We start from the raw sequence: 23,076 nt of genomic DNA on the forward strand, positions 1-23,076 counted from the left end.
GGCTTACCTCCTTCCGTATTTTTTGAACAGAAAAACAATTCCCAGCAGTACCAGCACCACGATTACAATTCCGACCAATCCAACGGTTATGGGAGTTCTGACCGAAAGCCGGAATGAAGCGGATGAATTTACTTCGGGTGTTTTGGCGTCCATTTGAACCACATAATCGCCCGGAATAGCTTTTTTAGCAGCGGTGATGGTCGCATAAACCGTTTCGGTTTGACCGGGGCCGATTTTGCTGATTTTGGCTGGCTCAAAAGTAACGCTCCAGTCTTTGGGTTTCGATGCTTTCAGTTCCACATTTTCCAGATCGGTTGTGCCACTGTTTTTTACCGTCAGTTCTATTTTCTTTTCCGAGCCTGCAGTAATGTGCGTACTTAATAAACCCGACGGTGTACTCAGGCTCATTTCGTAGGTGCCGGTGATCACCACTTCAAACTCCAGGTCGGCAGAGGTGGAACCCGAAACCGCTTTTACTGGAATTTTGTAGGTGCCGGCTTTTACCGAGGGCGACGGTTTTACTTCGTAGCTGATGCTTTTGGTACCGTTGGCCTCTACCTCGGTGGAGGTGGCCTGCTTGTAATTGGGTTTTATAACTACACTCCAGCCACGCGGTGCATCTGCCATTAAAGCATATTGCTGGTTAGTGGCGGTTTTGTTTTTGAGTGTGGTGTTAAATGTAAAGGACGAACTCGACGTTCCCTCCATGTTTTTCTGGTCGCAGGTAAATTCTGTTACGCTCGAACCCGCCGATGAAACATTGATGGTTAAGGGCAAAGAAACACTGCCTGCTTTCGCATAAAAAGTGTAATTGCCTTTCTTTATCTGGTAAGGAACATCCACTTTCAACGTGAGTGTTTTCTTTTCGCCCGGCAAAGTAGCCAGTTTGTCGATGTTGTAACCTCCGGCGGTGATGCTGTGATCCCAGGAACGGGGAATGTTACTCGCCGAGATGTCTTCGTTCCGGATCTTTGATCCTTTGTTGATCACATCAATCGAGTAGCTAACCGAATTTCCTGGAGAGACTGAAACTTTTGTGTAAGGCGTATAAAGAACCAGGCTGTCGGTTTGTGCCTTACTTTGATTAAACGAAAACAACACCAGAAATGTGGTAACAATAAAAGATTTGATAAGTAGTAATTTGTTCATGTCACTGATTTTTAGTTTTACATATTTATTGATTCAATAATAGTTTTCCGATGGCCGATAATTGCTTACAAGCAACCTGTATTACTGCGTTAATAAATTGCAATTCGTTTTTAGAATTTTTGGGTGAAGGGAGGTAATCGAAAATGTTTAACAGTGACTGTTTGGAGGCGGAAGATCGTAAATATACAGGTGGTACATTGTCCTTGTTTTGTCAACAGGACCAGTATCTTTTAATTCATTTTTTGTGGTTTCGGTGTATCTTTTTACCGGACTTTCGGTAAGTGCGATATCCGGATGATCGTAATCATCGCTTCGGAAAGTAGGAGTATCAATGTTGTCGGAGAAAATATGACCCGTGTAGATGCCTACATAAACTGCTGATCTGTTATCCCTGAGTATTGTGCCGGTGTTTGTCTCCGGCCTTAGCAGAAAGCCTAAAGCAAGAAATATTAAAACCAGTTTTTCCATTCAAAATCTCTTTATTAAATCCACGGTTGAACGTAATAATTAACTTTTTGAAGTGGTACAAATTTATTTACATTTTATACTGAAAAGTGTAAAACAAAGTTAACGCGCGTTAAAAAATCTTGAATATGTTTAATAGAAACAAGCATCTCAAAACTACGGTGAAAATGGTTTACGGGTAATTTTGGGCAATGCTAAATCGTCACAATGCACGAATCGGGTAACCAGCCTTTGTTTCCGTCGGCCAACCTGATTTCTCTCCAGCTGTCGAGGCGGTCGGTTATATCCACTTTTACACCTTCGTAAATCAAAAACAAATCGGTGCCTGTTTCTGCGGGCGAACTCTTCACGGTTACCCTCGGGCAAAATACAATGGCCTGGTCGTGTTTGTTAATGACCGCTTTCTGATGGGCCGCCCACGAAAAAGTGAAGCCTGAAAATACAACAGCGAGGATCCCAAACCAGAAAGCAAAACGTTTGGCTGTTGAGTTCTTGCTAAATAAAAACAAGCCCAGCAGCAGCAGGAAAAGAATAAAAGCGCCTACACTTATGGCTGCCCAGGTATCGGTTGGGTATTTATTGATAACCGATGTTTTCCAGCGCAGAAAGAAAGGTTTGGGCAATTCTTCGATTTTGGTGACGACAAACTGGTTGGCAATTTGCAGGTTAAAAGCGATGTCTTCATCCTGCGGAGCCAGCTTTTGCGCCCGCTCGTAATTCAGAATGGCATTGTTAACATCACCGGCTTTGTAATACGCATTTCCCAAATTAAAATACAGTTTAGCCGATTCCTGCCCATTGGTCAGTATCTGTTCGTAAGCTGAAATGGCCTGTTGGTATTCTTCGGCCGTATAGTGGTTGTTGGCCTGCTCCCACAAAGCGGTATTGTTTTCCTGGGCATTCAGGAAAAAGGGGAGGGCAAATAATATAATTGCAAATAACTTCTTCATTTCTTCTGTTGTAAACGGTGAATGAACACTATTTCTTAATCTGTTTCTCGAAGCGGCTCATGGTTGCTTCAGCCTTTTTATAGAGCTCATGACGCGCTTCGGAGCCTCCGGCAGGTGCATAGCGGGCAAATTCACACTGACCGATCACATCTTCGAAGTCGGTGATCACCTGCTGATCCACATTTTTGCTGTGCAGTCCGGCCACGGCACTTTCCCGGTTCAGGTCGGCCACCGGAATTCCCAGTTTATCGCTCAGGTATCCCCAGAAAGCTTTCAGAATGGCGTCGTGGAAAGCTTCGTTGTTATTTTGCTTCATAAAGCCGGCGGCTGCTTTCAGGCGTTTTGTAGCAACACGGTTGGCCTTTTTGTTACGCATCAGGGCAATGTTGGCATTTTCGCGTGCTTTCTTCCGGTAAACGATGTATAAGATCACAAACAGCAATGCACTTCCTGCATACAAAAGGTAAAACAATACACTTCCGTAGAAGGTATCTCCCTTGGCGCGCAACGAAGGATTTCCCTGTTGGATGTAGCGAATGTCTTTTCCAATCAGCTGCAGGTCTTCTTTTCTCAGCGAGCTCACCACGGTGGCAGATTGCTCTTCGGTTCCTTTTGTTACATGCAGCGTGTACTCGGGCGTGGCAGCCGATTCGTACCTTCCCGATGACGGATTGAACCACGAGAATTTAATCGAAGGAATGGTATAATCGCCTTCGAAACGCGGCTGGAACAGGTACTCGATGGTTTTGGTACCCGATACGCCGTTATCGCTTGCTTTTACATTATCGGTAGCACGCGGGTCGTAAACTTCAAAATCGCTGGGCAACTGAAGCTCCGGTGTGCGCACCAGGCGAATGTTCCCGTTGCCGTTTATTTTTAAAGTAAGGGTTACCGCATCGTTGGTGGTTACATTCTCGCTGCTGATTTGTGAACTGACGCTGAAGTTCCCTACGCCGCCCATAAAATCTTTGGGGGCCGCAGGCAGGTCTTTTACATTTACCGAAACCTGGTCGCTGGTAACGTTTGCTTTCACATTGCGGTAGCTGTCAAAAAAGTCGTCGAAGAAACTACGCGGTTTTACCCGCTGCCGAACCACCAGCGACAAGCTAAACGGCTTTATTTGTATGCTCCCGTTTTGTTGCGGGAACAGGATTGTTTTTTTTAGGATGCCGACCTGGTAAATTTTGTCGTTGTATACTTCGCGGGTGAAATTGATCTGCTGCGGAATCTCTATATCCTGGGTGTAAAATCCCTCGTAAGTAGGGAGGTTTACTTCGTCAAAGCCGTAGATCGGGATGTTCGGATCCACATACAGTTTTACGGTGGAAATGATTTGTTCGCCACGGAACACGTTTCTTTTGCTTAAATCCACACGAACAAAGAGGTTGTCTTTGCTGAGGTTCAGCGTTTCTGTGGCGCCCTGCTGTGTCTGTCCGCCTCCGCTTGGCTGTTGCTGCTGCTGAGAAGGCTGCGACTGCGATTTTACCACCTGGATTGTTAGTGAGTTGGATTCAATTACTTTGCCATCCACTTCGATCGAGGCCGGCCTTATTTCAAAGGTACCTTCCTTTTTAGAGCGCAAAATGTAGGTGTACGAATAAGTGGTTTCAGAGGTGGTACGCCCGTTAATACTTTGAATACTGGTCGACTGCCCGGTGCTGGGCCCCATCAGAATCTGAAAGTTGTCACTTAATCCCGGGGGAAGCTGGAGTTTGTTGCCCCGGTCGTTGAGTGTAAAACTTAATCTGAATTGCTGTCCGTTTTCCACGGCATTCGGAGCCGACATCGTAAATCGGGTGTCCTGCGCATGGGCAATTCCAAGTATGCTTACCAGAAAAATGTATGTTATCAGTGTCCTCATTGTCTTGTAAAGCCTACAAAATTATTATTTTTTAGCTACGAGCCTCAAGCTATGAGCTACGAGCTTTTTTATTTAATACAGCCGCAATTTTCGTTACGTTCCTAACCTCCGCCTCCGCCTCAGCCTTAGCCTTTGCCTTAGCCTCCGCCTTTCTCTTCTACCACTCTTTCTCTGTCTGCATCCGCTTGGCTTTGGCGGCTTTTTCTTTTTTTACCTTGTCTTGGATCTTGCGTTCGTCGTTTTGCAAAGCCTGCAGCAGCTGTTCAGCATCCTGTTTCGAGATCTTGTTTTGCTGCGGTTGTTGCTGCTGTTGCTGATCTTTGTTTTGCTGATCCTGGTTCTGCTTGTTTTGATCCTGGTTTTTATTCTGATCCTGCTGATCTTTGTTTTGATCCTTGTTCTGATCTTTGTTTTGCTGATCCTTGTTCTGGTCCTGCTGGTCTTTGTTTTGATCTTTGTTCTGATCCTGGTTTTGCTGATTTTGTTGTTGCTGCTGCTCCTGTTGTTTTTTCAGCATTTGCGCATAGGCAAGGTTGTACTTTGTTTCCAGGTCGGAAGGATTTTCGCGCAGGGCTTTTTTGTACGATTCAATGCTTTCGTCCAGTTTGTTTTGCATCAGCTGGGTATTTCCCAGGTTGTGGTTGGCAAAAGCTCGTTCTATTGGCTCTTCCATTTTTTCGGCCAGTTCGCTGAATTTCCCTTCGGCATCCTCAAAACGCTGTTGTTTGTACATGGCATCTGCCAGGTTGTAGTTCCACTTCAGGTCGTTCGGGCGTTTGTTCAGCGCTTTGCGGTATTCGGTTTCGGCATTGCTGAATTTTACCGAATCTATTTGGGTAGTATCCCGCACAGCTTCCATAAACAGCTTGTTGCCGTTGCGGACAAATTTGCGTTCGTTTTGCGCAAATGCACTAAGCGAAATTGTCGTAATCAGTAGTATGAGATATATTCGTTTCATCTTTATCGTTTCTTTTGTTCTCACGCGGTAAACCGCATTTCCCACTTTTACCTTTGCTCTTTTACTTTGAATAAATGAATGTTTTTCAGGTACTTGTTTTTTCGTTCCAGAATAACAAATTCGAGTAACAGGAGGAAAAGTCCTATCGCAAAAAAGAACTGGAACTGGTCGTCGTATTCCGAGTAGGTACGCGATTCCATTTCCTGTTTTTCCATTTTATTGATCTCGTCAAAAAGCGTATTCAAACCCACCTGGGCATTGTTGGCGCGGATGTAAATTCCACTGCCGGCTGCCGATATCTGCTCCAGCATCTGTTCGTTCAGCTTGGTGATCACCACATTTCCGTCGCGGTCTTTCATGTAGTCGGTTTGTCCGTTTCTCAAAACCGGGATAGGAGAGCCCGATGGCAGCCCCATTCCGATGGTGTGCACAATAATGCCGTCTTCGAGTGCTGCTTTGGCAGAAGCAATCGCGTCGTCTTCGTGGTTTTCGCCATCGGTTATCACGATGATCGCCTTGTTGGCTTTATCGCCCGGAGTAAACGAACGGTGTGCCAGGTCGATGGCAGCACCAATGGCGGTTCCCTGTTTTGGAACGATCTGCGTATTTACCGAGTTCAAAAACAATTTGGCTGAATTGTAATCCGCCGTAATCGGCAGCTGGGTATAAGCATCGCCGGCAAACACGATCAGCCCGATTTTATCGTCTTCCAAACGGTCGATCAGACGCGAGATGGCCCGCTTGGCCCGTTCCAGCCGGTTGGGCTGAATGTCTTCGGCCATCATACTGTTCGATACGTCAAGCGCAATGATCAGCTCCACGCCTTCGCGTTTTACGGTTTTCAGCTTCGAGCCAAACTGCGGGCGGGCAAGTCCGGTAACAATAAAAGCCAGCGCCAGCATCAGCACAATAAACTTAACTACCGGGCGTGTGCGCGAGCTGAAAGGCATCAGCTGTTCGAGCATTTCCCTTCTTCCGAACTTTTTCAATGCCCGGCGGCGTGCAATACGCGACCACGCAAAAAACAGGGTCAGTAACGGAATGAGTAACAGTCCCCATAAATATTCGCTATTTCCAAATCTAAACATTTCCATACTCAAACATTCTTTATGGGATGGTTCTGAATATCGTTATTCTCAAAAATAAACTCAGGATCAAAAACAAGGCCCCCAGCAGCGCGAAGGGCATAAATTCTTCCGATTTGCGGCTAAATTCGCGTACTTCGATCTTTGATTTTTCCAGCGCATCGATCTCCTTGTAGATCTCTTCGAGTTTGGTATTGCCGGTGGCCCTGAAATACTTTCCATCGGTCAGCGACGAAATTTTTTGCAGGGTTTCCTCGTCGATTTTTACTTCCATATCGCGCAGCTGCACCTGTTCGCCAAAGGGTGTTTGCACCCGGAAAGGGTAGGGCGCTGTTCCGATCGATCCCACTCCAACGGTATAAACGCGTATCCCGAAGGTTTTGGCAATCTCGGCAGCCGTAACCGGCGCTACTTCTCCGCGGTTGTTTTCACCGTCGGTCAGCAGGATCACCACGCGGCTCACGGCTTCGCTGTCTTTCAAACGGGCTACGGCGGTGGCCAGTCCGTTTCCGATGGCGGTACCGTCTTCAATCATATCGCTGTGAATGTCCTTGAAAAGGTTCAGCAACACGGCGCGGTCGGTAGTCAGCGGACATTGCGTAAACGCCTCGCCGGCAAAAACTACCAGTCCCATGCGGTCGTATTCACGTCCTGCAATAAATTCCATGGCCACATTTTTGGCTGCTTCCAAGCGGTTGGGCTGAAAATCCTGCGCCAACATACTGCTCGAAATGTCGAGCGCCACCACAATGTCGATTCCTTCTGTTTCACTTGTTTCCCAGTTTTTCGACGATTGCGGGCGGGCCAGTACCACCACAAAAAAGGCCAGTGCAATTACAAAGCAAACATACACCAGGTGACGCAGGTAATGACGGATCGTCAGCGGCGCCTTAAACACCGGTGCTGTAGTTGAAACCTGGATGCTTGCTGTATTCTTTTTCTGCCGGAAAATATACCAGGCCGTCATGGGTATCAGCACCCACAAAATATGGAATAGTTCCGGGTTCTTAAATGTCAATCCTTCCAACATCCTTCTCTATTTTATTTCAACTTCTTCCACGTTATCATCTTTTTCGCCTTTGGCTTTCTCCTCCGGCTTTTTGGCCACTTCCTTCTTGGTATCGTTTACAAAGAAGTAGGCATTTACCAGTGCCATGTTGTCGTCGTCGGGCAGTGGCTTGTACTTGGCAAACTTCACGAGGTCGGCCAGTTGCAGTATCTGCCCCAGGTTACCCAGCGATTTGTCGTTTAACAGGCCTTTCTGCAGCCGGAAACTTTCCAGAATTTCATCGGTCACCTGTTCCATGGCGCGGATTTCAAAACGATCCTCGATGTACATCCGGAGGGCATCGGTCAGCTCGCTGTAATACTGCTTGGTTTTGCCCTGCTGCCATACTTTTTCCGATTTGATGCGGTCGAGCTCGCGAAGTGCCACCACATGCGGCGGTTCCTTCGGCTTTTGCGGCCGGGCAAAAATCGGCTGGTTTTTCTTCTTCCGTTTGATCGAATACAGCAGGAAGAAAATAATGGCACCGATCAGGATGACGCCCAGAATATAAGGCGTTACCTCTTTCAGCGTCAGCGGAGCATCGTAAGGCATTTTAATATCGGTCGGCCCCTTGGTGGTGTCGATCTCCATGGTAAACACATTCAGCGTAACCCCGTTGCTGGGCACCGAATCGTTGAGGCCCTCGGTGGCAATTTTAAACCAGTAGGGCGGAATGCGGTAGCTACCACTGTCGAAACAGGTAATGGTGTAGGCCTGTATCTGCTTGATGTAATCCTCTTTGTCGGCTTCAAAAGTATCGATGGCCGAACGGTCCAGCACTTCAATCAATCCGGCAATGGTATCCGGTACCTGCGGAAACTGAACATCCACATCTTTCGGATGATCGATCTGCAGGAAAAGTTTTACCTGGTCTCCCAGCAGGATATTGGTTGAATCGAGGCTGGCAGTGGCTTTTATTCGCTGCGCACTCACCTGACCATTTGCCAGAAAGAAAAGTAATAGAATAAGCAAACCCGCCCATGAAATCAGCCTTCGACTTCGCTCAGGCTGACGGTCACAGTGAGCGTAGTCGAACTGTGGATTGCTTTTCAGTATTGTTTTACGTATAGCGTTCATTTCTTCTATTTTAATGCCCGTTTCCGAAACAGGGTCATTAACGATTTCACATAATCTTCGTTGGTGTCGATGGCCACATAATCCACGCCGCATTTTTTGAACATCACATCCAGGCGCGCGGTGTGCTTTCTCCACCAGTCGGAATACATATTTCGGGTTCTGCGCGAACTGCTGTCCACCCACACATAATGGCCGGTTTCGGCATCCTTTAACTTGATCATCCCGATCGAAGGCAGCTCGGTTTCCCGTTCGTCGAAAATTTTCAGCGCCACCACATCGTGTTTGTTGTTGGCGATCGACAAAGCCATTTCCAGCTCTGCGTTTTCGTCCATAAAGTCGGAAATCACAAAGGCCGTACAACGCTTTTTAATGGCGTTGGTGAGGTAACGAATGGCTTCGGTTATGTCGGTGCCGCGGTCTTCGGGCTGAAAATCGATCAACTCGCGAATGATGCGCAGAATATGGCTTTTCCCTTTTTTCGGCGGAATAAACTTCTCGATCTTGTCAGAGAAAAAGATCACCCCGATTTTATCGTTGTTTTGAATCGCTGAAAACGAAAGCACGGCCGACAATTCGGTGATCACATTCTTTTTGAGTTTTTCAAAAGTACCAAACTCGCGCGACCCGCTTACGTCGATCAGCAGCATCACGGTCAGTTCGCGTTCTTCTTCAAAAACCTTAATATACGGATGGTTGTACCGGGCGGTCACATTCCAGTCGATGTTCCGGATATCGTCGCCAAACTGGTATTCCCGCACTTCCGAGAAAGCCATACCCCGTCCTTTAAAGGCGCTGTGGTATTCTCCCGCAAAAATATTCCGCGAAAGCCCCCGCGTCTTGATCTCAATCTTCCGTACCTTTTTTAATAAATCTGTTGTTTCCATACCAGAGTTCAAAGTTTAAAGCCCGCCTGAACGATTCAGTCGGGCAGGTTCAGTGTTCAACGTAGTGTTTGAACAACTGTTAACTGCGACTGTCAACTGCGACTCGTTAAGGAACTTCAACCGTATTCAGAATGTCGGTAATAATTTCTTCCGAAGTAATGTTGTTGGCTTCGGCTTCGTAGCTCAACCCAATACGGTGACGCAACACATCGGGACAAACCGCGCGCACATCTTCCGGGATCACATAACCGCGGCGTTTGATAAACGCATAGGCTTTGGCGGCTTGTGCCAGGCTGATTCCGGCCCTTGGCGAAGCGCCGTACGAGATCATGCTCGCATATTTTTCCAGTTTGTACTCCCTTGGTTCGCGGGTGGCAAACACAATGTCAACAATGTATTTCTGGATTTTTTCGTCCATGTACACGTCTTTCACCACGTCGCGGGCCTTGATAATATCTTCGGGTTTCAGAATGGTGCTGGTTTCGGGAAACTGACGCAGCAGGTTCTGCTGAATGATCTGGCGTTCTTCTTCCTTTTTCGGATAGTTGATCACCACTTTCAGCATAAAACGGTCAACCTGTGCTTCGGGCAGCGGGTAGGTACCTTCCTGCTCGATCGGGTTTTGCGTGGCCATTACCAGGAAAGGCTCATCCAGCTTAAAGGTGTTATCACTGATGGTAACCTGGCGTTCCTGCATGGCTTCGAGCAAAGCCGACTGCACTTTGGCGGGTGCCCGGTTGATCTCATCCGCCAAAATAAAGTTGGCGAAGATCGGCCCTTTCTTGATCGAAAACTCTTCTCTTTTCTGACTGTAGATCATGGTTCCCAGCAAGTCGGCAGGCAACAGGTCGGGTGTAAACTGGATACGCGCAAACTTGGCGCTGATGGTTTGTGCCAGCGATTTAATGGCCAGCGTTTTTGCCAGTCCCGGAACCCCTTCGAGCAAAATGTGCCCGTTGGAAAGTAAGCCGATCAACAGGCTTTCCACCAAATGTTTCTGACCCACAATTACTTTGTTCATCTCCATTGAAACCATATCAACGAACGAACTTTCTCGTTGAATCCTTTCGTTCAATTCCTTAATGTCAACAGCTTGATTCATATGCGTGTAATTCTTTATATTTTTTACTTTCCGTATAAACTCGATTTTTCTTTTTTGGAGAGACGAACGACCAGCGCCGGAAGAAATTTTCTGTCCGAACGGGTATGTTTCCTGTTGGTTTGAATTTCTGAACGAAAATCTCAGTACTCATATCTCAAAATCGATTCGTCTCTTTTTACGAAGGCACGAATTTAAGTCATTATGACATTTTTTCCCCTATTCTTTTGTTAAAAAAAATTAAGTAAAGATGAATCAAAAAACCGTGTTAACAAAGAATAACATGTTATTAGGAAAGCGTTAAGAATTCAGGGACTGAAGGACGGAGGGATTGAGGGATTGAAGGATTGACAGACAGAATGGCGGAGTTACTGTGTAAATGCTTTAATGCGAGAATGCTTGAATCTTTCGCAATGGCTTGTGTTGCTGTGTTGTGCTCGAAGCTCGGGGCTCGGAGCTTGTAGTTCAGAGTTCAGAGTTCAAAGTTCAGAGTTGCGCTCTTTGCCCAATGCCCTATGCTCTTCGCCCCATGCCCTTTGCAATTTCTCAATTTGACAATTTAGCAAAGCTCGCAGCGCTTCTTCTTTGTCCCCATTTTCGAGGGGGACGAGGAATTCCGGAGGCTTCGACGACGGAATGACGGAGGGGGTGCTGCAGTAGCAGAGTTTAAAGTTTAAAGTTCAGAGTTCAGAGTTGTGCTCTGTGCTTCCTGAAAGAGTTGGCTTCGCAAGCTCGCCATGACACCCAAAAAGGGGGTGTTCCGGCAGCGGACAACTACTGACAATTTCCAGTCACGACACCCTATGTCCGCTGCCAAACGAAAACAAAAACGAACGTCATTGCGATTCGTCCGTTAGCCAACGGACGGAGAAGCAATCTGAAGGAAAGGTGGTGCTGTGTAGCCGTGTTGCCGTGATGCTGTATCTTGCTCGAAGCTCATAGCTCGAAGCTTGTAGTTCAGAGTTCAATGTTCAGAGTTCAGAGTTGTGCTCTGTGCTTCCTGAAAGAGTTGGCTTCGCAAGCTCGCCATGACACCCAAAAAGGGGGTGTTCCGGCAGCGGACAACTACTGACAATTTCCAGTCACGACACCCTATGTCCGCTGCCAAACGAAAACAAAAACGAACGTCATTGCGATTCGTCCGTTAGCCAACGGACGGAGAAGCAATCTGAAGGAAAGGTGGTGCTGTGTAGCCGTGTTGCCGTGATGCTGTATCTTGCTCGAAGCTCATAGCTCGAAGCTTGTAGTTCAGAGTTCAATGTTCAGTGTTCAGAGTTGAGCTCTTTGCAATTTCTCAATTTGACAATTTAGCAAAGCTCGCAGCGCTTCTTCTTTGTCCCCATTTTCGAGGGGGACGAGGAATTCCGAAGGCTTCGACGACGGAATGACGGAGGGGGTGCTGCAGTCGCAGAGTTCAGAGTTCAGTGTTCAAAGTTGTGCTCTGTGCTTCCTGAAAGAGTTGGCTTCGCAAGCTCGCCATGACACCAACGAGGGGGTGTTCCGGCAGCGGACAACTGCTGACAATTTCCAGTTACGTCACCCTATGTCCGCTGCCAAACGAAAACAAAAACGAGCGTCATTGCGATTCGTCCGGCAGCCGACGGACGGAGAAGCAATCTGACGGAGTTGTGTTGCTGTGCAGCCGTATTGCCGTGATGCTGTATCTTGCTCGAAGCTCGAAGCTCGCAGCTCATAGCTCGCAGCTTGTAGTTCAGAGTTCAGAGTTCAAAGTTCAGAGTTGCGCTCTTTGCACTCCGCTCCATGCTCTTTGAAAGAGTTGGCTTCGGTCTCCGCTTGTCCGTCTGCTGACGGGCAGATCCCTCGCCATGACGCCAAAGGAGAGGTGTTCCGGCAGCGGACAGCAGCTGACAATTTCCAGTTACGACACCCTATGTCCGCTGCCAAACGAAAACAAAAACGGGCGTCATTGCGATTCGTCCGTTAGCCAACGGATGGAGAAGCAATCTGACGGAGTGGTGTTGCCGTGCAGCTGTTTTGTACTCGCAGCTCATAGCTCGCAGGTAGTTCAAAGTTCAGAGTTCAAAGTTCAGAGTTGCGCTCTTTGCCCTTTGCTCTTTGCCCTTTGCTTCCTGAAAGAGTTGGCTTCGCAAGCTCGCCATGACGCCAAAGGAGAGGTTTTCCGGCAGCGGACAGCAGCTAACAATTTCCAGTCACGACATTTTATGTCCGCTGCCAAACGAAAATAAAAACGGGCGTCATTGCGATTCGTCCGTTAGCCAACGGACGGAGAAGCAATCTGAAGGGGATGTGTTGCTGTTCTGCTGTAAAAGCTCATGGCTGGCAGCTTATGCTCACATCCGCTTAATCGGTCGTATTATTTTTTTCGTTCAATAATAGCCGGGCTGCTTTTTTGGCAAAATCAGCGTATCCCTTCTGTTTGCATATATCCAGTAATTCAGCTTCAGACTTGTTTTGGTAGGCATGGTAAAACTCTTTAACCTTTGCATCAAATTCTTTGGTGGTCAGGAAAGTGTTGCCCATCGTTTTGTCGATGAGAGGTACATGGGTGTGAATCACTTTTGGAGTAATGTGTAAGGCACGAATGAGCGTGTCAGGTTTGCAAAGAAGATTGGTAACTACCAGTTTTTGTCTTTCCTCAAAAACAAACAGAAGGTATTCATACATTGGGAACTGGTACCTGGAAGAACTGTTCTTGTTTACTTTCACGTGGTACACTTCCTTTAATTTCTCTTTGTTAAACTTAAAATGTTCGTTGTGTTTTTTAACGAATAAGACTCCGCTGGATTTGTCAATTGAAATCGTTTTTCGGAAGTCGTGAAGGAAGTAGGTAGTGGTTAAAACAATGGGTGGTCCCACAAAAACCAGGAATACTATTGAAGTAACTATAAATCCAACATTCGTTAGCTCTTCCGGTTTCGAGATTGCAATTCGAAGCCAAAAGGCTACAAATCCAACGGCTATTAAAAAGCAGAGGACGAAAATTATCGCAGTATGTATTCTTATTTTATGTATCTCCATACTATTTGGGCTATTGGCGACCTATAAGTTGTCGTTATGGGTTTCTAAAAGATTTTTTGTCCGGCCAGCCATAACTGCAATGCGAACCAAAGTAGCAGGGCGCGAACGGCACCGCACCTGGCCTCGTTATGCAACAGGACACTTTTTGGGTTTTAATTTATTATATAACAAGGAGTATCTGTTACTTCTGTTTCACCATTTATCAAATCAATCTTTCCTTTAATGCATGAATTTTCTTCATTTTCATATCCAGCCCAAGCCTCAAGTATTAGATTACCTGTTGACTCATCAACGTAAATTTCGCTTACGCATAAAGTATTTACATTTGAATCTTCAATTAATTTATTTAGCGCATCGTCCATTGAAGAGAAATGAATATCTGAGTTTGACACAGAACCTATTCTGGAATTAAAGCGGTTTTGGTTAATCGCGAATCTTATTTCATCCTTGGATAAATATTCATTTCTGGGCAATTCAGGATAAAGGTTACTGTCACTTTCAATTTTTACTATAAATTGATCGCAACGATATGCTATAGCCCAGTCCATCTGAATTTTGTAACAAATTCGGAAAGAAACTCCTTCATTCCAATTATCTATGCTGGACTGACAAAGGATAACATGTTCGTCAAAAAAAGAATCGCTCAAACTGTTTTTTTCTTTAAAAAATTCTTTCCAAATATTTAAATAATTCGTGCAGATTTCGGATGTGCAAATTGAATCAATTTTGTAATGATTAAGATAATCATACTCGTTCTCTTGAAAACATGTAACGGTCCTTTTTTGATTATCTTTTTCACATGACCATATTGAAAAAGCCAAAAGGATGCTGATAAGAATAATTCGCCTGTTCATGATTTTTCTTTTCTCAAAAGATTTATTTAAGGGTCAAATGGTTGCGTCGGTTTTCATTATTTTCCATAACTGTTCGATGTATGACTTGTGGCCGAATTTTAGAGTAGTTGGCGCACCACTAAAACCACTCTGCTGTATCTGCGGTTGTTATAGTCAGTTATTTAATGCTGAATGTTCTTTTCGTAAAATTTAATTCCATTTCAAAAGGGTACATTTTTGTAAGTGCTTCCTTTTTTTTCGTTTCTAAATTTTCAAATTTTGTATCCCATATTTCAATCGATTTGTCATTCCAAATAGTTTTATAAACAGAAAACACTTGTCTGATTGTACTTATGTAAGCATCCCAATTCACTTTATTCATATCTTCGGTGATGTCAAGTACTGTTGTAATTTTTGATACTAAAACAAAACCAAAGTATTTTATTTCTTTTATTTCTCTTTGTGTTGAATTTTCGCTTGTGTCGAACTGGGAAAATTTGGTTTTTAAATCATTTGAAAAGACAGATATTTCAATTGGTTGTTTATTGCGGGTTAAGCCATTTTTACCCAAGGTTAAAAGGTATGTATTTCTTTCTTGTATATAATAGTCTCCAGTGTCTTCATTTGTATTTACAAAAATTGGATACATACCGTTGTCAGGATATGGTTCTATTGCGATATTGACTAAGCTAATCTGTTGATTTAGTCCTATTAATGAATCTAATTTTCCGTAAACAAAGTCTTTTTTATCAGTATTGGGAAATTCAATTAGGAAGTTAACAAGACTTTCAACTTTAAGACCTCCTGAGATTTGGTTCCAAGTCTTATTTTCTTTTTCGATTATTTTATTACTACAGCCTAATGATATTAGAAATACAAAAATCAGTATGTAATTTGCTCTTTTCATGATTGGCTGTAATTACTGAATTTCTCCTGCCTGTTTTTGTGCTGTTTGCATTTGCGTATTCAAGGCCCCTGGTTTTTTATGTGTTCTAAAAGTAAACATAAAAAGTATTTCCGCTGCGGGGAAGCGTATGTTTTTGGTCAGGGTTTCGTGTTCAATGTTCAGAGTTGAGCTCTTGTGCTCCACTCAATTTATCCATGCACCCTGAAAAGATGGCTTCGGTCTCCGCTTGTCCGTCTGCTGACGGGCGGCTCTCTCGCCATGACGCCGGGGTGGGGGTGTTCCGGCAGCGGACAGCTGCTTACAATTTACAGTCACGACACCTTATGTCCGCTGCCACATGAAAACAAAAACGAAGGTCATTGCGATTCGTCCGTTAGCCAACGGACGGAGAAGCAATCTGAAGGAAAGGTGGTGCTGTGTAGCCGTGTTGCCGTGTCGCTGTTTTGTACTCGCAGCTCGAGGCTCATAGCTCGCAGCTTTTCTTATTAACCCAATAAAAAACTACCGAAGCAAGCCCCGGTAGTTTAAAAGTTGTATCCGTAATGTCGATTATTGCCGCGAATGCAAAGCGATGCGGTTGCCTTCCGAATCGATGAGCAAAGCCATAAAGCCGTATTCGTCCGAAATCTTTGTTTTGGGCTGAATCACTTTTCCGCCGGCGGCTTCCACACGCGCGAGTTCATTGGCCAGGTCGCCCGAATGAGCGGTAAGGTAAATCAAAACTCCGTCGGTGGAGGGCTTGTAATATTCGGCATGACAAACCAGCGAACCGGGTGCTCCCAGGCCGTCTTCCTTCCACGGAAACCACGCCATGTCGAGCGGCCCCATCTGGTGACGTTCCATTTTCAGGTCCAACACTTGCTCGTAAAAAGCCTGGGCTCGTTCCATGTTGCTTACCGGAATCTCGAACCAACCTACTGCATTGTTTTTCATCTGTTATTCGTTTTAAGGTGATGGTACTTAGAGAACAAGCGGTTACCCGATAAGTTTGAAGCGCCTTATTCTTTTAACAGTTCTTTTACCGCGGCTTCAATCTGCTGGTCGCGGCCTTTGGCCATTTCTCCCGGTTCGTTCATTACGCGGATATCGGGCTCCAGCTGGTTGTTTTCGAGGAAGGGGCCATCCAAAGGTTTCCAGCCGCCCATCGGAATTCCAAACACCAGCGAGGGATCGATCTGCGTTTCCCACCACACAAAAGTTCCGGTACCGGGAACCGGCATTCCGAGGTTTTTCCCAACGCCTTTTATTTTGTAGGCCACCGGGAAAAGGTGTGCATCGGAATAGTTGCTTTCGCCCATCACCACAATCGATGGTTTGGTCCATTTATCACGGGGCTGCGAACCAATGTACTGGCCGTGCGGAATAACGTCCATGTATTTTTTGCCGTTCAGAAAATCGGAAAGCACATCGTGGAGGTTGCCGCCGCCGTTAAACCGGGTGTCCACCACCAGCGCATCGGCAGAAACAAAGCGCCCCAGCGCTTCTTCGTACACCACGCGCATGCTGGCATCGTTCATTCCGCGCACATGCACATAGCCCAGTTTGCCGTTCGAGAGTTTTACCACTTCGTCGCGGCGGGTTTTCACCCAGCGTTGGTAAAGCAGTTCATATTCTTCGCCCTGCGAAATGGGTTTGACCACTTCCTGCCAGCGTTCGCCCGATTCAGGATTGTACAGATCGAGCAGTACGTTGTCGCCCTTTTTCCGGTTCAGAAACTGGTAAAAATCAACGGCAGCGGTGAGTTCGTTCCCGTCGATCTTTTCGAGAATGTTTCCGGCCCTGATTTTCAGGGATGCCTTATCGGCAGGGCCTTCCTGCAGTACTTCAGCAATTTTCAGCCCGTTGCCTGTGTAGTCGTAATCATAAAGCAAACCCAGCGAACTGGTTTCATCGGCCTGCTTGTCGTCGTGACGGTAGCGGCCCCCCGTATGCGAAGCGTTCAGCTCGCCCAGCATTTCGCTCAGCAGCTCGGCAAAGTCGTAATTGTTGTTGATATCGGGGAGGAATTTCCGGTACACCTCATAATAGTAAGGCCAGTCTACCCCCTGCATATCCTGCACATAGAATTTCTCGCGCACCTGGCGCCAGCAGTGGTCGAAAATGTATTCCCGCTCGCGGTCGGTTTGCAGCAGCATTTCGCCCGATGTTTTGATCGGCTTGCTTTTCCCGTCGCTTACGGTCACGGTCATGGGTTTTCCATCCGCCAGGATAAACAGGAATTTACCATCGTCAGAGAGTTCCATCGAAGCCCGGTTGGCGTCTATTTTGGAGAAAAGCTTGGTTTCTTTGGTACGCAGATCCATCGAGTACAGATCGCATTTTTCGTCGTAACGGGTCAGGAAGAAAAGCTTGTCGCCTTTTTCCGACAATACCCAGTCCGAAAGGGAAGAAGGCCGCTGTGTCAGCCGCACTTTCCGGTCGGTGAGGTTTTCCCAGTCGAATTTCAGGTCTTCCACTTTCTCTTTTTTCTCTTTCTCCTCGTCTTCCGTTTTGGCTTTTTTCTTGTCTTTATCTTTGCCGTCGTCTTTGTCCTTGTCTTTGTCCTTGTCCTTTTTCTCTTTTAGCTCTTTGACCAGTTCGGCTTCTTCTTTCGATAGTTTGAAATCGTCAAAGGCAGCCTGGGTGAAGAACATTGCATACACATCGCCGCTGCTAAACCTGCCTTGCTCCGAACGGTTGGCTTCGCGCGTCGAGACATAGATCATCATTTTTCCGTCGGTCGACCATTTGCCTCCGAAATCATCGTAACCGCTTTTGGTAAGGTTTCTTACTGTGCCGTCACCCGATGCACTGACCAGTCCCACTTCGTCCTGAAAAATATTTTCCTTGGGGCCAAACCTTACCAGCAACCATTTGCTGTCGGGCGCCCAGGCAAAATACTGGTCTCCGTCGGCGTACGAATAGTTGTTTTCGGGCGCCAAAACCATCCTCGATTTTTTGCTTTCGAGGTTGATCACTTTCAGGGTTGTACGGTTTTCGAGGTAGGCCACTTCTTTTCCGTCGGGCGAATATTCGGGTTGAAATTCTTCCGCTTTGGTGGCAACTACCACATCCTCCTTCAATAGGGTCGACATGTAGAAATAAGGTTCTTCGTCGCGCACCAGCGATTGGGTGTAGATGTTCCAGCTGCTGTCGGTTTCGGCGGCATACACCAGCGATTTCCCGTCGGGACTAAAACTTACGCTTCGTTCCTGGCGCGCAGTGTTGGTAATGCGTTTGGTGGTGCCGTGCTCAATGCTGCTCACGTATATTTCGCCCCTGAAAACATAGGCGAATTCTTTTCCGTTGGGCGACAGGCGTGCCTCGGTGAAGTTGTTCACCGGAATTGGCCGGGCCAGGTTGTCTCGGCCATCGTAAGCAATCTGAATGTTTATTTTTTGAGGCTGTCCGCCTTCTTTTAGGGTGTAAATAGCTCCGTCGTATCCAAAACAGAGGGTGTTGTCGCCGGCTTTGGTCAGAAAGCGAACCGGATTTTTTTCAAAGTGGGTAATCGCCGTTTTTTGCGCAGGATTGCTCACCGAGCTTTTGTAAACGTTGTACGATCCGCTTTCTTCGGTGAGGTAGTAAAACGCATCGTTGTCGATAAACACCGGGTTGCGGTCTTCGCCGGCAAAGTCAGAAAGTTGCTTGTATTCTTTTGAGCTCACATTGTACACCCAAATGTCGCGGGTAACGGCCGATGTGTGGTGTTTTCTCCATTCATCTTCATAACCTTTCCGGTCGTGAAAAATGAGCTGGCTGCCATCGGGACTGTAAACGGCGTCGTAGGCAGGGGAGGTGAGGATCTGGTTCACCCGTCCGCCTTTTACCGGAACGCTGTACAACTCGGGCATCACCCGGTTCGGAAACTGAACGTTGGTGTGCCTGTCCTGGCGAATGGAAGTAAAAACCACTTCCGAATCGTCGGGTGTGAAGGTGCTTGGAACTTCTCCGTTGGAGTGGTAGGTCAAACGTTGGGCTTCACCGCCTTCGGCCGGCATAACAAACACATCGAAATAGCCAAAGCGGTCCGACGCAAACGCAATTTGCTGGCCGTCGTGGCTCCATACAGCCGAAAATTCGTAGCCATCGCTCAGGGTTAGCGGAACGGCGGTTCCTCCCGAAGCAGGTACTTTGTAAATGTCGCCTTTGTAGTTAAAAAGGATGGTACTTCCATCAGGCGAAATGGCCGGATAACGCAGCCAGGATGGATTGTCCTGTGCGAAGGAGTTCAGTACGAAAAAAACGGTGCAAAGGAGGAGGAGGGAGATCTTTTTTTCCATAAGTCTAATTTTATGTTAGCAGAAAATCACATTAATAACATTTTTAATTAGAGGAGGTTGAGTAAAATGAATTACAATTTTTTTGTATTTATCTCTTAAAGTTACCGATCATTTTCTTAAAAAACAGCTGTGGAGGTATTTTTTTCCGGTGGCTGTTCCGGTGGAAGTCGGATGACAGGTTTCTGTTGCCGGGGCGATTTATTGCAAAGGATGTAACGGATGAAAAGATTGAGCGTCATAAGGAAGTAAAACATTGTAAAACAGAAACTAACTTAAATCAATCGGTCATGCTGAAAAATTTACTGAAGCACAGTTTGCGTGCCCTTAAAAAGCAAAAGGGATACGTGGCGATTAATATATTCGGACTTTCAATTGGAATAGCCTGTAGTTTGCTCATTGCCCTTTTTATTCTTCATCAGTTAAGTTACGACCAGTACAACCTGAACAAAGACCGCATTTTCCGACTAACGCTGGATGGCAAAATAGGGGAGCAGGTGGTTAATGCTGCCTATACTGCTTCGGTGATCGGGCCAACCATGGCCGCCGATTTTCCGGAGGTGGAAAAGTTTTGCCGCCTGAATAGTTTTGGTGAAACGATTGTAAAAGACGGCGACCGGGTTTTTACGGTGAATGATTTTGTGGAGGTTGATTCCACTTTTTTTCAGCTTTTTTCGATTCCGCTGCTAAAGGGAAACATCCATACCGTGCTGGCCGAGCCCAACACAATGGTTGTCTCCGAGTCCACGGCCCGGATTATTTTCGGGAACCAGGACCCGATTGATAAAATGGTGCGCGTGAACACCCGCGAAGAACCATACAAAATCACCGGAGTAATGGCCGATTTTCCCGAAGAGACTCATTTCGATGCCGATATTCTGACTTCGTTTTCAAGTAACCAACGATCACGCGATCCCGAGTGGATGAACAATAGTTTTTCGACTTACCTGTTGTTAAAGCCCCATACTTTGGCGGGTACGGTGGAGGCAAAGTTTCCGGCCATGGTGGAGAAATATGTGGGCCCGCGGGTGCAAGACCTGTTTGGTATCTCTATTTCCGATTTTCTGGCACAGGGGAACCGCTATAGTTTTCATTTGCAGCCGCTCACCCGAATTCATCTCGACCCTTCGGTGGAACACGAAGTAAAACCGGCAATCGATCCCAAATACCTGATCATATTCGGGAGTATTGCGATTCTGATCATCGTAATTGCCTCCATCAATTTTATGAATTTATCGACGGCGCAGGCCACCAAAAGAGCCAAAGAGATCGGTGTGAAAAAAGTGAGCGGTTCGTCGAAAGGCATGCTCATCGCGCAGTTTCTTGCCGATTCGATGCTGATTTCATTCATTGCACTGGTGGTCGCCATCATCCTGATTTATATTGCGCTGCCGTATTTTAACAACCTGCTCAATGCCAAAGTCAGTTTTCCGCTTTTTAGCAACTTTTACACCTTGCCACTGCTTATTTTGTTTGCTGCGGTGGTGGGAATTCTGGCAGGTATTTACCCGGCTTTTTACCTTTCATCGTTTAACCCGGGTACGGTATTAAAGGGAAAAATACGCGACGGTGTAAAAAACGGAAAACTCCGGAGTGGCTTGGTTGCCGTTCAGTTTTTGATTTCGATTGTGCTGATTATCGGTACCATCATTATGTATCAGCAGTTAAATTTCATGCTGAACAAAGACCTTGGGTTTACAAAAGACCGTTTACTGGTGATTGAACGTGCAGGGGCGATAGGTAGCCAGGTGAATACTTTTAAGGAAGAGTTGCTGAAGTTTCCGGAAATTGCCAGTGTTTCGGCCTCTACAGCGGTGCCCGGGCACAACAATAACAACAACGGATATATGCTCGAAGGGCGCGATGGCGAAACATTTCTTTTGCAAACCAACTGGGTGGATTACGATTTTTTGGAAACCTACAATATTGAGCTGGCTGACGGCCGCTTTTTTGATCGCTCGCACGGCTCCGACGAGCAGGCTTGTTTTGTGAACCGGAAAACCATTGAGGAGTTTGGGATTACCGATTTTACGCAAACCCGTTTTATTACGATGGATAGCGAGGAAGACAGAGCGCACATGCCGATTATTGGCGTTTGCAACGATTTTCATTTCCGGTCGCTTCACAACCGCATCAATCCCTACATGATCCGCTTTAAAAACGACGGAAGATTTTTTGGCTATGTTACGGTTAAGTTTCACTCGAATGCTTCGGCACAACTGGTCAAACAGATCGATGACGTGTGGAAACGCTTTGCTTCCAACAACCCGATGCAGTATTTTTTTATGAGCGACGACTTTGCGCACATGTACAGGGCCGAACGGCAAAATGCCCAACTGTCGGTGGTGTTTGCCATCCTCGGGATCTTTATTGCGGCATTGGGGCTTTTCGGTTTAACTTCGTTTACCATCGAGCAGCGAACCAAGGAAGTGGGGGTTCGAAAAGCTCTGGGTGCCTCCGGAACCAGCATCTTTTACCTGATTTCGAAAGAAATTGTTTTACTGGTTTGCATTGCTACCCTGATTGCCTGGCCACTCATTTATTTTATTGCCAAAAACTGGTTGCAGAATTATTATTACCGCATTCACCTGGAGTGGTTTGAATTCCTGGCCGGCTTTGTAGTGGCCCTGGTAATGGCTTTGGGCACCATCAGTTACAAAACCATGAAATCGGTAAAAGTCAATCCGGCTGATACCTTGCGGTACGAATAAGTGTCTTTTGGCTTTGTTTGGGGAGAGGGAAGCAAGGTGGTCTTGTTGCTTGATGATCCCGAGAAAACACGGAAAGCAGGTTGCCAAACTTTTACGTCCTTCGAATTGTTCAGCGTTATATGGCCGGACAGGGCATGGACATGGTTTTTTAGCTACTGAAATCCATATGCATTCCGGATGTCAATACTTGGATGGAATAAAACAGGTTTATGGAATACGAATTAATCAACAATGAAAACGAGCACCGGTACGAGTTTCAAATCGATGATGTAATTGCAAAGATCGAATACATCCGCTCGGGCGAAAAAATTTATCTGACACATACCGAAGTACCCGTTGAACTGGAGGGGAGGGGAGTTGCATCATCGCTGGTGAAAAAGGTGCTGGCCGATATCCAGGAAAAAGGTTTGAAGCTGGTACCGCTGTGTCCGTTTGTAAATGCCTACATCAGGCGGCATCCCGAATGGGAGGTGTTGGTGCTGAAAGAATAGAATGGCAGTAAAGGAGAAAGAATCTGTAAAAACCGGACATCGGTAGTGAAATAATGATGGTTATTGCTCGCTCTCCAAATTCTTTCCCTTATATGCGTGCGGCTGATTTTTAACGTTCTTTTAACTTCGGTGCCCGTTCCTCTGAAGTTCCTTTTATACGGAAGGGTGTGGCCTTTTCAATCAAATTAATTCAGTTGATTTTAGGATGGTAGAAAGGATTATTCTGATTTTTAGAATATCGGCCCCATTTTTTTTGATGATTTTTTATGATTATCGTTATTTTCGGCGCATCAAAAAAA

The 23,076-nt window shown here is 46.2% G+C and carries 17 protein-coding genes; 2 read left to right on the forward strand and 15 right to left on the reverse strand.

Features of this window, described 5'->3' with window-relative positions; all coding sequences use genetic code 11:
* Window positions 1-3: 3 nt before the first annotated feature.
* The 15 genes from D1614_RS17710 to D1614_RS17785 form a co-directional block, all read right to left on the reverse strand.
* Window positions 4-1,149 (reverse strand): COG1470 family protein, encoded by a 1,146-nt coding sequence (locus tag D1614_RS17710; RefSeq protein WP_119439306.1) that lies wholly within the window; start codon window positions 1,147-1,149, stop codon window positions 4-6.
* A gap of 147 nt (window positions 1,150-1,296) precedes the next feature.
* Window positions 1,297-1,617 (reverse strand): hypothetical protein, encoded by a 321-nt coding sequence (locus D1614_RS17715; protein ID WP_119439307.1) that lies wholly within the window; start codon window positions 1,615-1,617, stop codon window positions 1,297-1,299.
* A 191-nt stretch (window positions 1,618-1,808) separates the two neighbouring features.
* Window positions 1,809-2,564 carry a tetratricopeptide repeat protein gene (locus D1614_RS17720; protein WP_119439308.1) on the reverse strand — a complete coding sequence of 252 codons (756 nt, stop codon included), beginning with the start codon at window positions 2,562-2,564 and terminating at the stop codon, window positions 1,809-1,811.
* Window positions 2,565-2,592: 28 nt separating this feature from the next.
* Window positions 2,593-4,425 carry a BatD family protein gene (locus D1614_RS17725; RefSeq protein WP_119439309.1) on the reverse strand — a complete coding sequence of 611 codons (1,833 nt, stop codon included), beginning with the start codon at window positions 4,423-4,425 and terminating at the stop codon, window positions 2,593-2,595.
* 157 nt (window positions 4,426-4,582) lie between these two features.
* Entirely contained in the window at window positions 4,583-5,383 is an 801-nt protein-coding gene (locus D1614_RS17730) for a tetratricopeptide repeat protein (protein WP_119439340.1), read from the reverse strand.
* A gap of 47 nt (window positions 5,384-5,430) precedes the next feature.
* Window positions 5,431-6,477 (reverse strand): VWA domain-containing protein, encoded by a 1,047-nt coding sequence (locus D1614_RS17735; RefSeq protein ID WP_241558132.1) that lies wholly within the window; start codon window positions 6,475-6,477, stop codon window positions 5,431-5,433.
* 13 nt (window positions 6,478-6,490) lie between these two features.
* Window positions 6,491-7,498 (reverse strand): vWA domain-containing protein, encoded by a 1,008-nt coding sequence (locus D1614_RS17740; protein WP_119439310.1) that lies wholly within the window; start codon window positions 7,496-7,498, stop codon window positions 6,491-6,493.
* A 6-nt stretch (window positions 7,499-7,504) separates the two neighbouring features.
* Window positions 7,505-8,593 carry a hypothetical protein gene (locus D1614_RS17745; RefSeq protein ID WP_147384311.1) on the reverse strand — a complete coding sequence of 363 codons (1,089 nt, stop codon included), beginning with the start codon at window positions 8,591-8,593 and terminating at the stop codon, window positions 7,505-7,507.
* Between the two features lie 5 nt (window positions 8,594-8,598).
* On the reverse strand, window positions 8,599-9,477 hold the full coding sequence (locus D1614_RS17750; protein ID WP_119439312.1) for a DUF58 domain-containing protein: 879 nt from the start codon (window positions 9,475-9,477) through the stop codon (window positions 8,599-8,601).
* Window positions 9,478-9,583: 106 nt separating this feature from the next.
* On the reverse strand, window positions 9,584-10,579 hold the full coding sequence (locus D1614_RS17755; protein WP_119439313.1) for an AAA family ATPase: 996 nt from the start codon (window positions 10,577-10,579) through the stop codon (window positions 9,584-9,586).
* A gap of 2,319 nt (window positions 10,580-12,898) precedes the next feature.
* Window positions 12,899-13,576, reverse strand: a complete 678-nt coding sequence (locus tag D1614_RS17765) for a PH domain-containing protein (protein ID WP_147384312.1) — start codon at window positions 13,574-13,576, stop codon at window positions 12,899-12,901.
* Between the two features lie 152 nt (window positions 13,577-13,728).
* Entirely contained in the window at window positions 13,729-14,430 is a 702-nt protein-coding gene (locus D1614_RS17770; RefSeq protein WP_119439316.1) for a hypothetical protein, read from the reverse strand.
* A gap of 157 nt (window positions 14,431-14,587) precedes the next feature.
* Complete coding sequence (locus D1614_RS17775) at window positions 14,588-15,316, reverse strand: hypothetical protein (protein WP_119439317.1); 729 nt, start codon at window positions 15,314-15,316, stop codon at window positions 14,588-14,590.
* Window positions 15,317-15,865: 549 nt separating this feature from the next.
* A complete protein-coding gene (locus D1614_RS17780) occupies window positions 15,866-16,249 on the reverse strand; it encodes a VOC family protein (RefSeq protein WP_119439318.1) in 384 nt (127 codons plus the stop codon).
* Between the two features lie 65 nt (window positions 16,250-16,314).
* Window positions 16,315-19,578, reverse strand: coding sequence for a S41 family peptidase (locus D1614_RS17785; RefSeq protein ID WP_119439319.1), 3,264 nt, complete (start codon window positions 19,576-19,578; stop codon window positions 16,315-16,317).
* 287 nt (window positions 19,579-19,865) lie between these two features.
* Between D1614_RS17785 and D1614_RS17790 the strand changes: the two genes are divergently transcribed.
* Together D1614_RS17790 and D1614_RS17795 are read left to right on the forward strand one after the other, a co-directional pair.
* Window positions 19,866-22,286 (forward strand): FtsX-like permease family protein, encoded by a 2,421-nt coding sequence (locus tag D1614_RS17790; RefSeq protein ID WP_119439320.1) that lies wholly within the window; start codon window positions 19,866-19,868, stop codon window positions 22,284-22,286.
* Window positions 22,287-22,495: 209 nt separating this feature from the next.
* The gene (locus D1614_RS17795) at window positions 22,496-22,777 is read left to right on the forward strand and encodes a GNAT family N-acetyltransferase (RefSeq protein ID WP_119439321.1); all 282 of its coding nucleotides are present in this window, start codon (window positions 22,496-22,498) and stop codon (window positions 22,775-22,777) included.
* Window positions 22,778-23,076 lie beyond the last annotated feature (299 nt).

The organism is Maribellus luteus (assembly GCF_003576475.1).
Taxonomy (GTDB): domain Bacteria; phylum Bacteroidota; class Bacteroidia; order Bacteroidales; family Prolixibacteraceae; genus Draconibacterium; species Draconibacterium luteum.

Bases quoted from the DNA above. Each gene is read 5' to 3' on its own strand.
- D1614_RS17710 (WP_119439306.1), bottom strand. From the start codon at position 1,149: ATGAACAAATTACTACTTATCAAATCTTTTATTGTTACCACATTTCTG.
- D1614_RS17715 (WP_119439307.1), bottom strand. From the start codon at position 1,617: ATGGAAAAACTGGTTTTAATATTTCTTGCTTTAGGCTTTCTGCTAAGG.
- D1614_RS17720 (WP_119439308.1), bottom strand. From the start codon at position 2,564: ATGAAGAAGTTATTTGCAATTATATTATTTGCCCTCCCCTTTTTCCTG.
- D1614_RS17725 (WP_119439309.1), bottom strand. From the start codon at position 4,425: ATGAGGACACTGATAACATACATTTTTCTGGTAAGCATACTTGGAATT.
- D1614_RS17730 (WP_119439340.1), bottom strand. From the start codon at position 5,383: ATGAAACGAATATATCTCATACTACTGATTACGACAATTTCGCTTAGT.
- D1614_RS17735 (WP_241558132.1), bottom strand. From the start codon at position 6,477: ATGGAAATGTTTAGATTTGGAAATAGCGAATATTTATGGGGACTGTTA.
- D1614_RS17740 (WP_119439310.1), bottom strand. From the start codon at position 7,498: ATGTTGGAAGGATTGACATTTAAGAACCCGGAACTATTCCATATTTTG.
- D1614_RS17745 (WP_147384311.1), bottom strand. From the start codon at position 8,593: ATGAACGCTATACGTAAAACAATACTGAAAAGCAATCCACAGTTCGAC.
- D1614_RS17750 (WP_119439312.1), bottom strand. From the start codon at position 9,477: ATGGAAACAACAGATTTATTAAAAAAGGTACGGAAGATTGAGATCAAG.
- D1614_RS17755 (WP_119439313.1), bottom strand. From the start codon at position 10,579: ATGAATCAAGCTGTTGACATTAAGGAATTGAACGAAAGGATTCAACGA.
- D1614_RS17765 (WP_147384312.1), bottom strand. From the start codon at position 13,576: ATGGAGATACATAAAATAAGAATACATACTGCGATAATTTTCGTCCTC.
- D1614_RS17770 (WP_119439316.1), bottom strand. From the start codon at position 14,430: ATGAACAGGCGAATTATTCTTATCAGCATCCTTTTGGCTTTTTCAATA.
- D1614_RS17775 (WP_119439317.1), bottom strand. From the start codon at position 15,316: ATGAAAAGAGCAAATTACATACTGATTTTTGTATTTCTAATATCATTA.
- D1614_RS17780 (WP_119439318.1), bottom strand. From the start codon at position 16,249: ATGAAAAACAATGCAGTAGGTTGGTTCGAGATTCCGGTAAGCAACATG.
- D1614_RS17785 (WP_119439319.1), bottom strand. From the start codon at position 19,578: ATGGAAAAAAAGATCTCCCTCCTCCTCCTTTGCACCGTTTTTTTCGTA.
- D1614_RS17790 (WP_119439320.1), top strand. From the start codon at position 19,866: ATGCTGAAAAATTTACTGAAGCACAGTTTGCGTGCCCTTAAAAAGCAA.
- D1614_RS17795 (WP_119439321.1), top strand. From the start codon at position 22,496: ATGGAATACGAATTAATCAACAATGAAAACGAGCACCGGTACGAGTTT.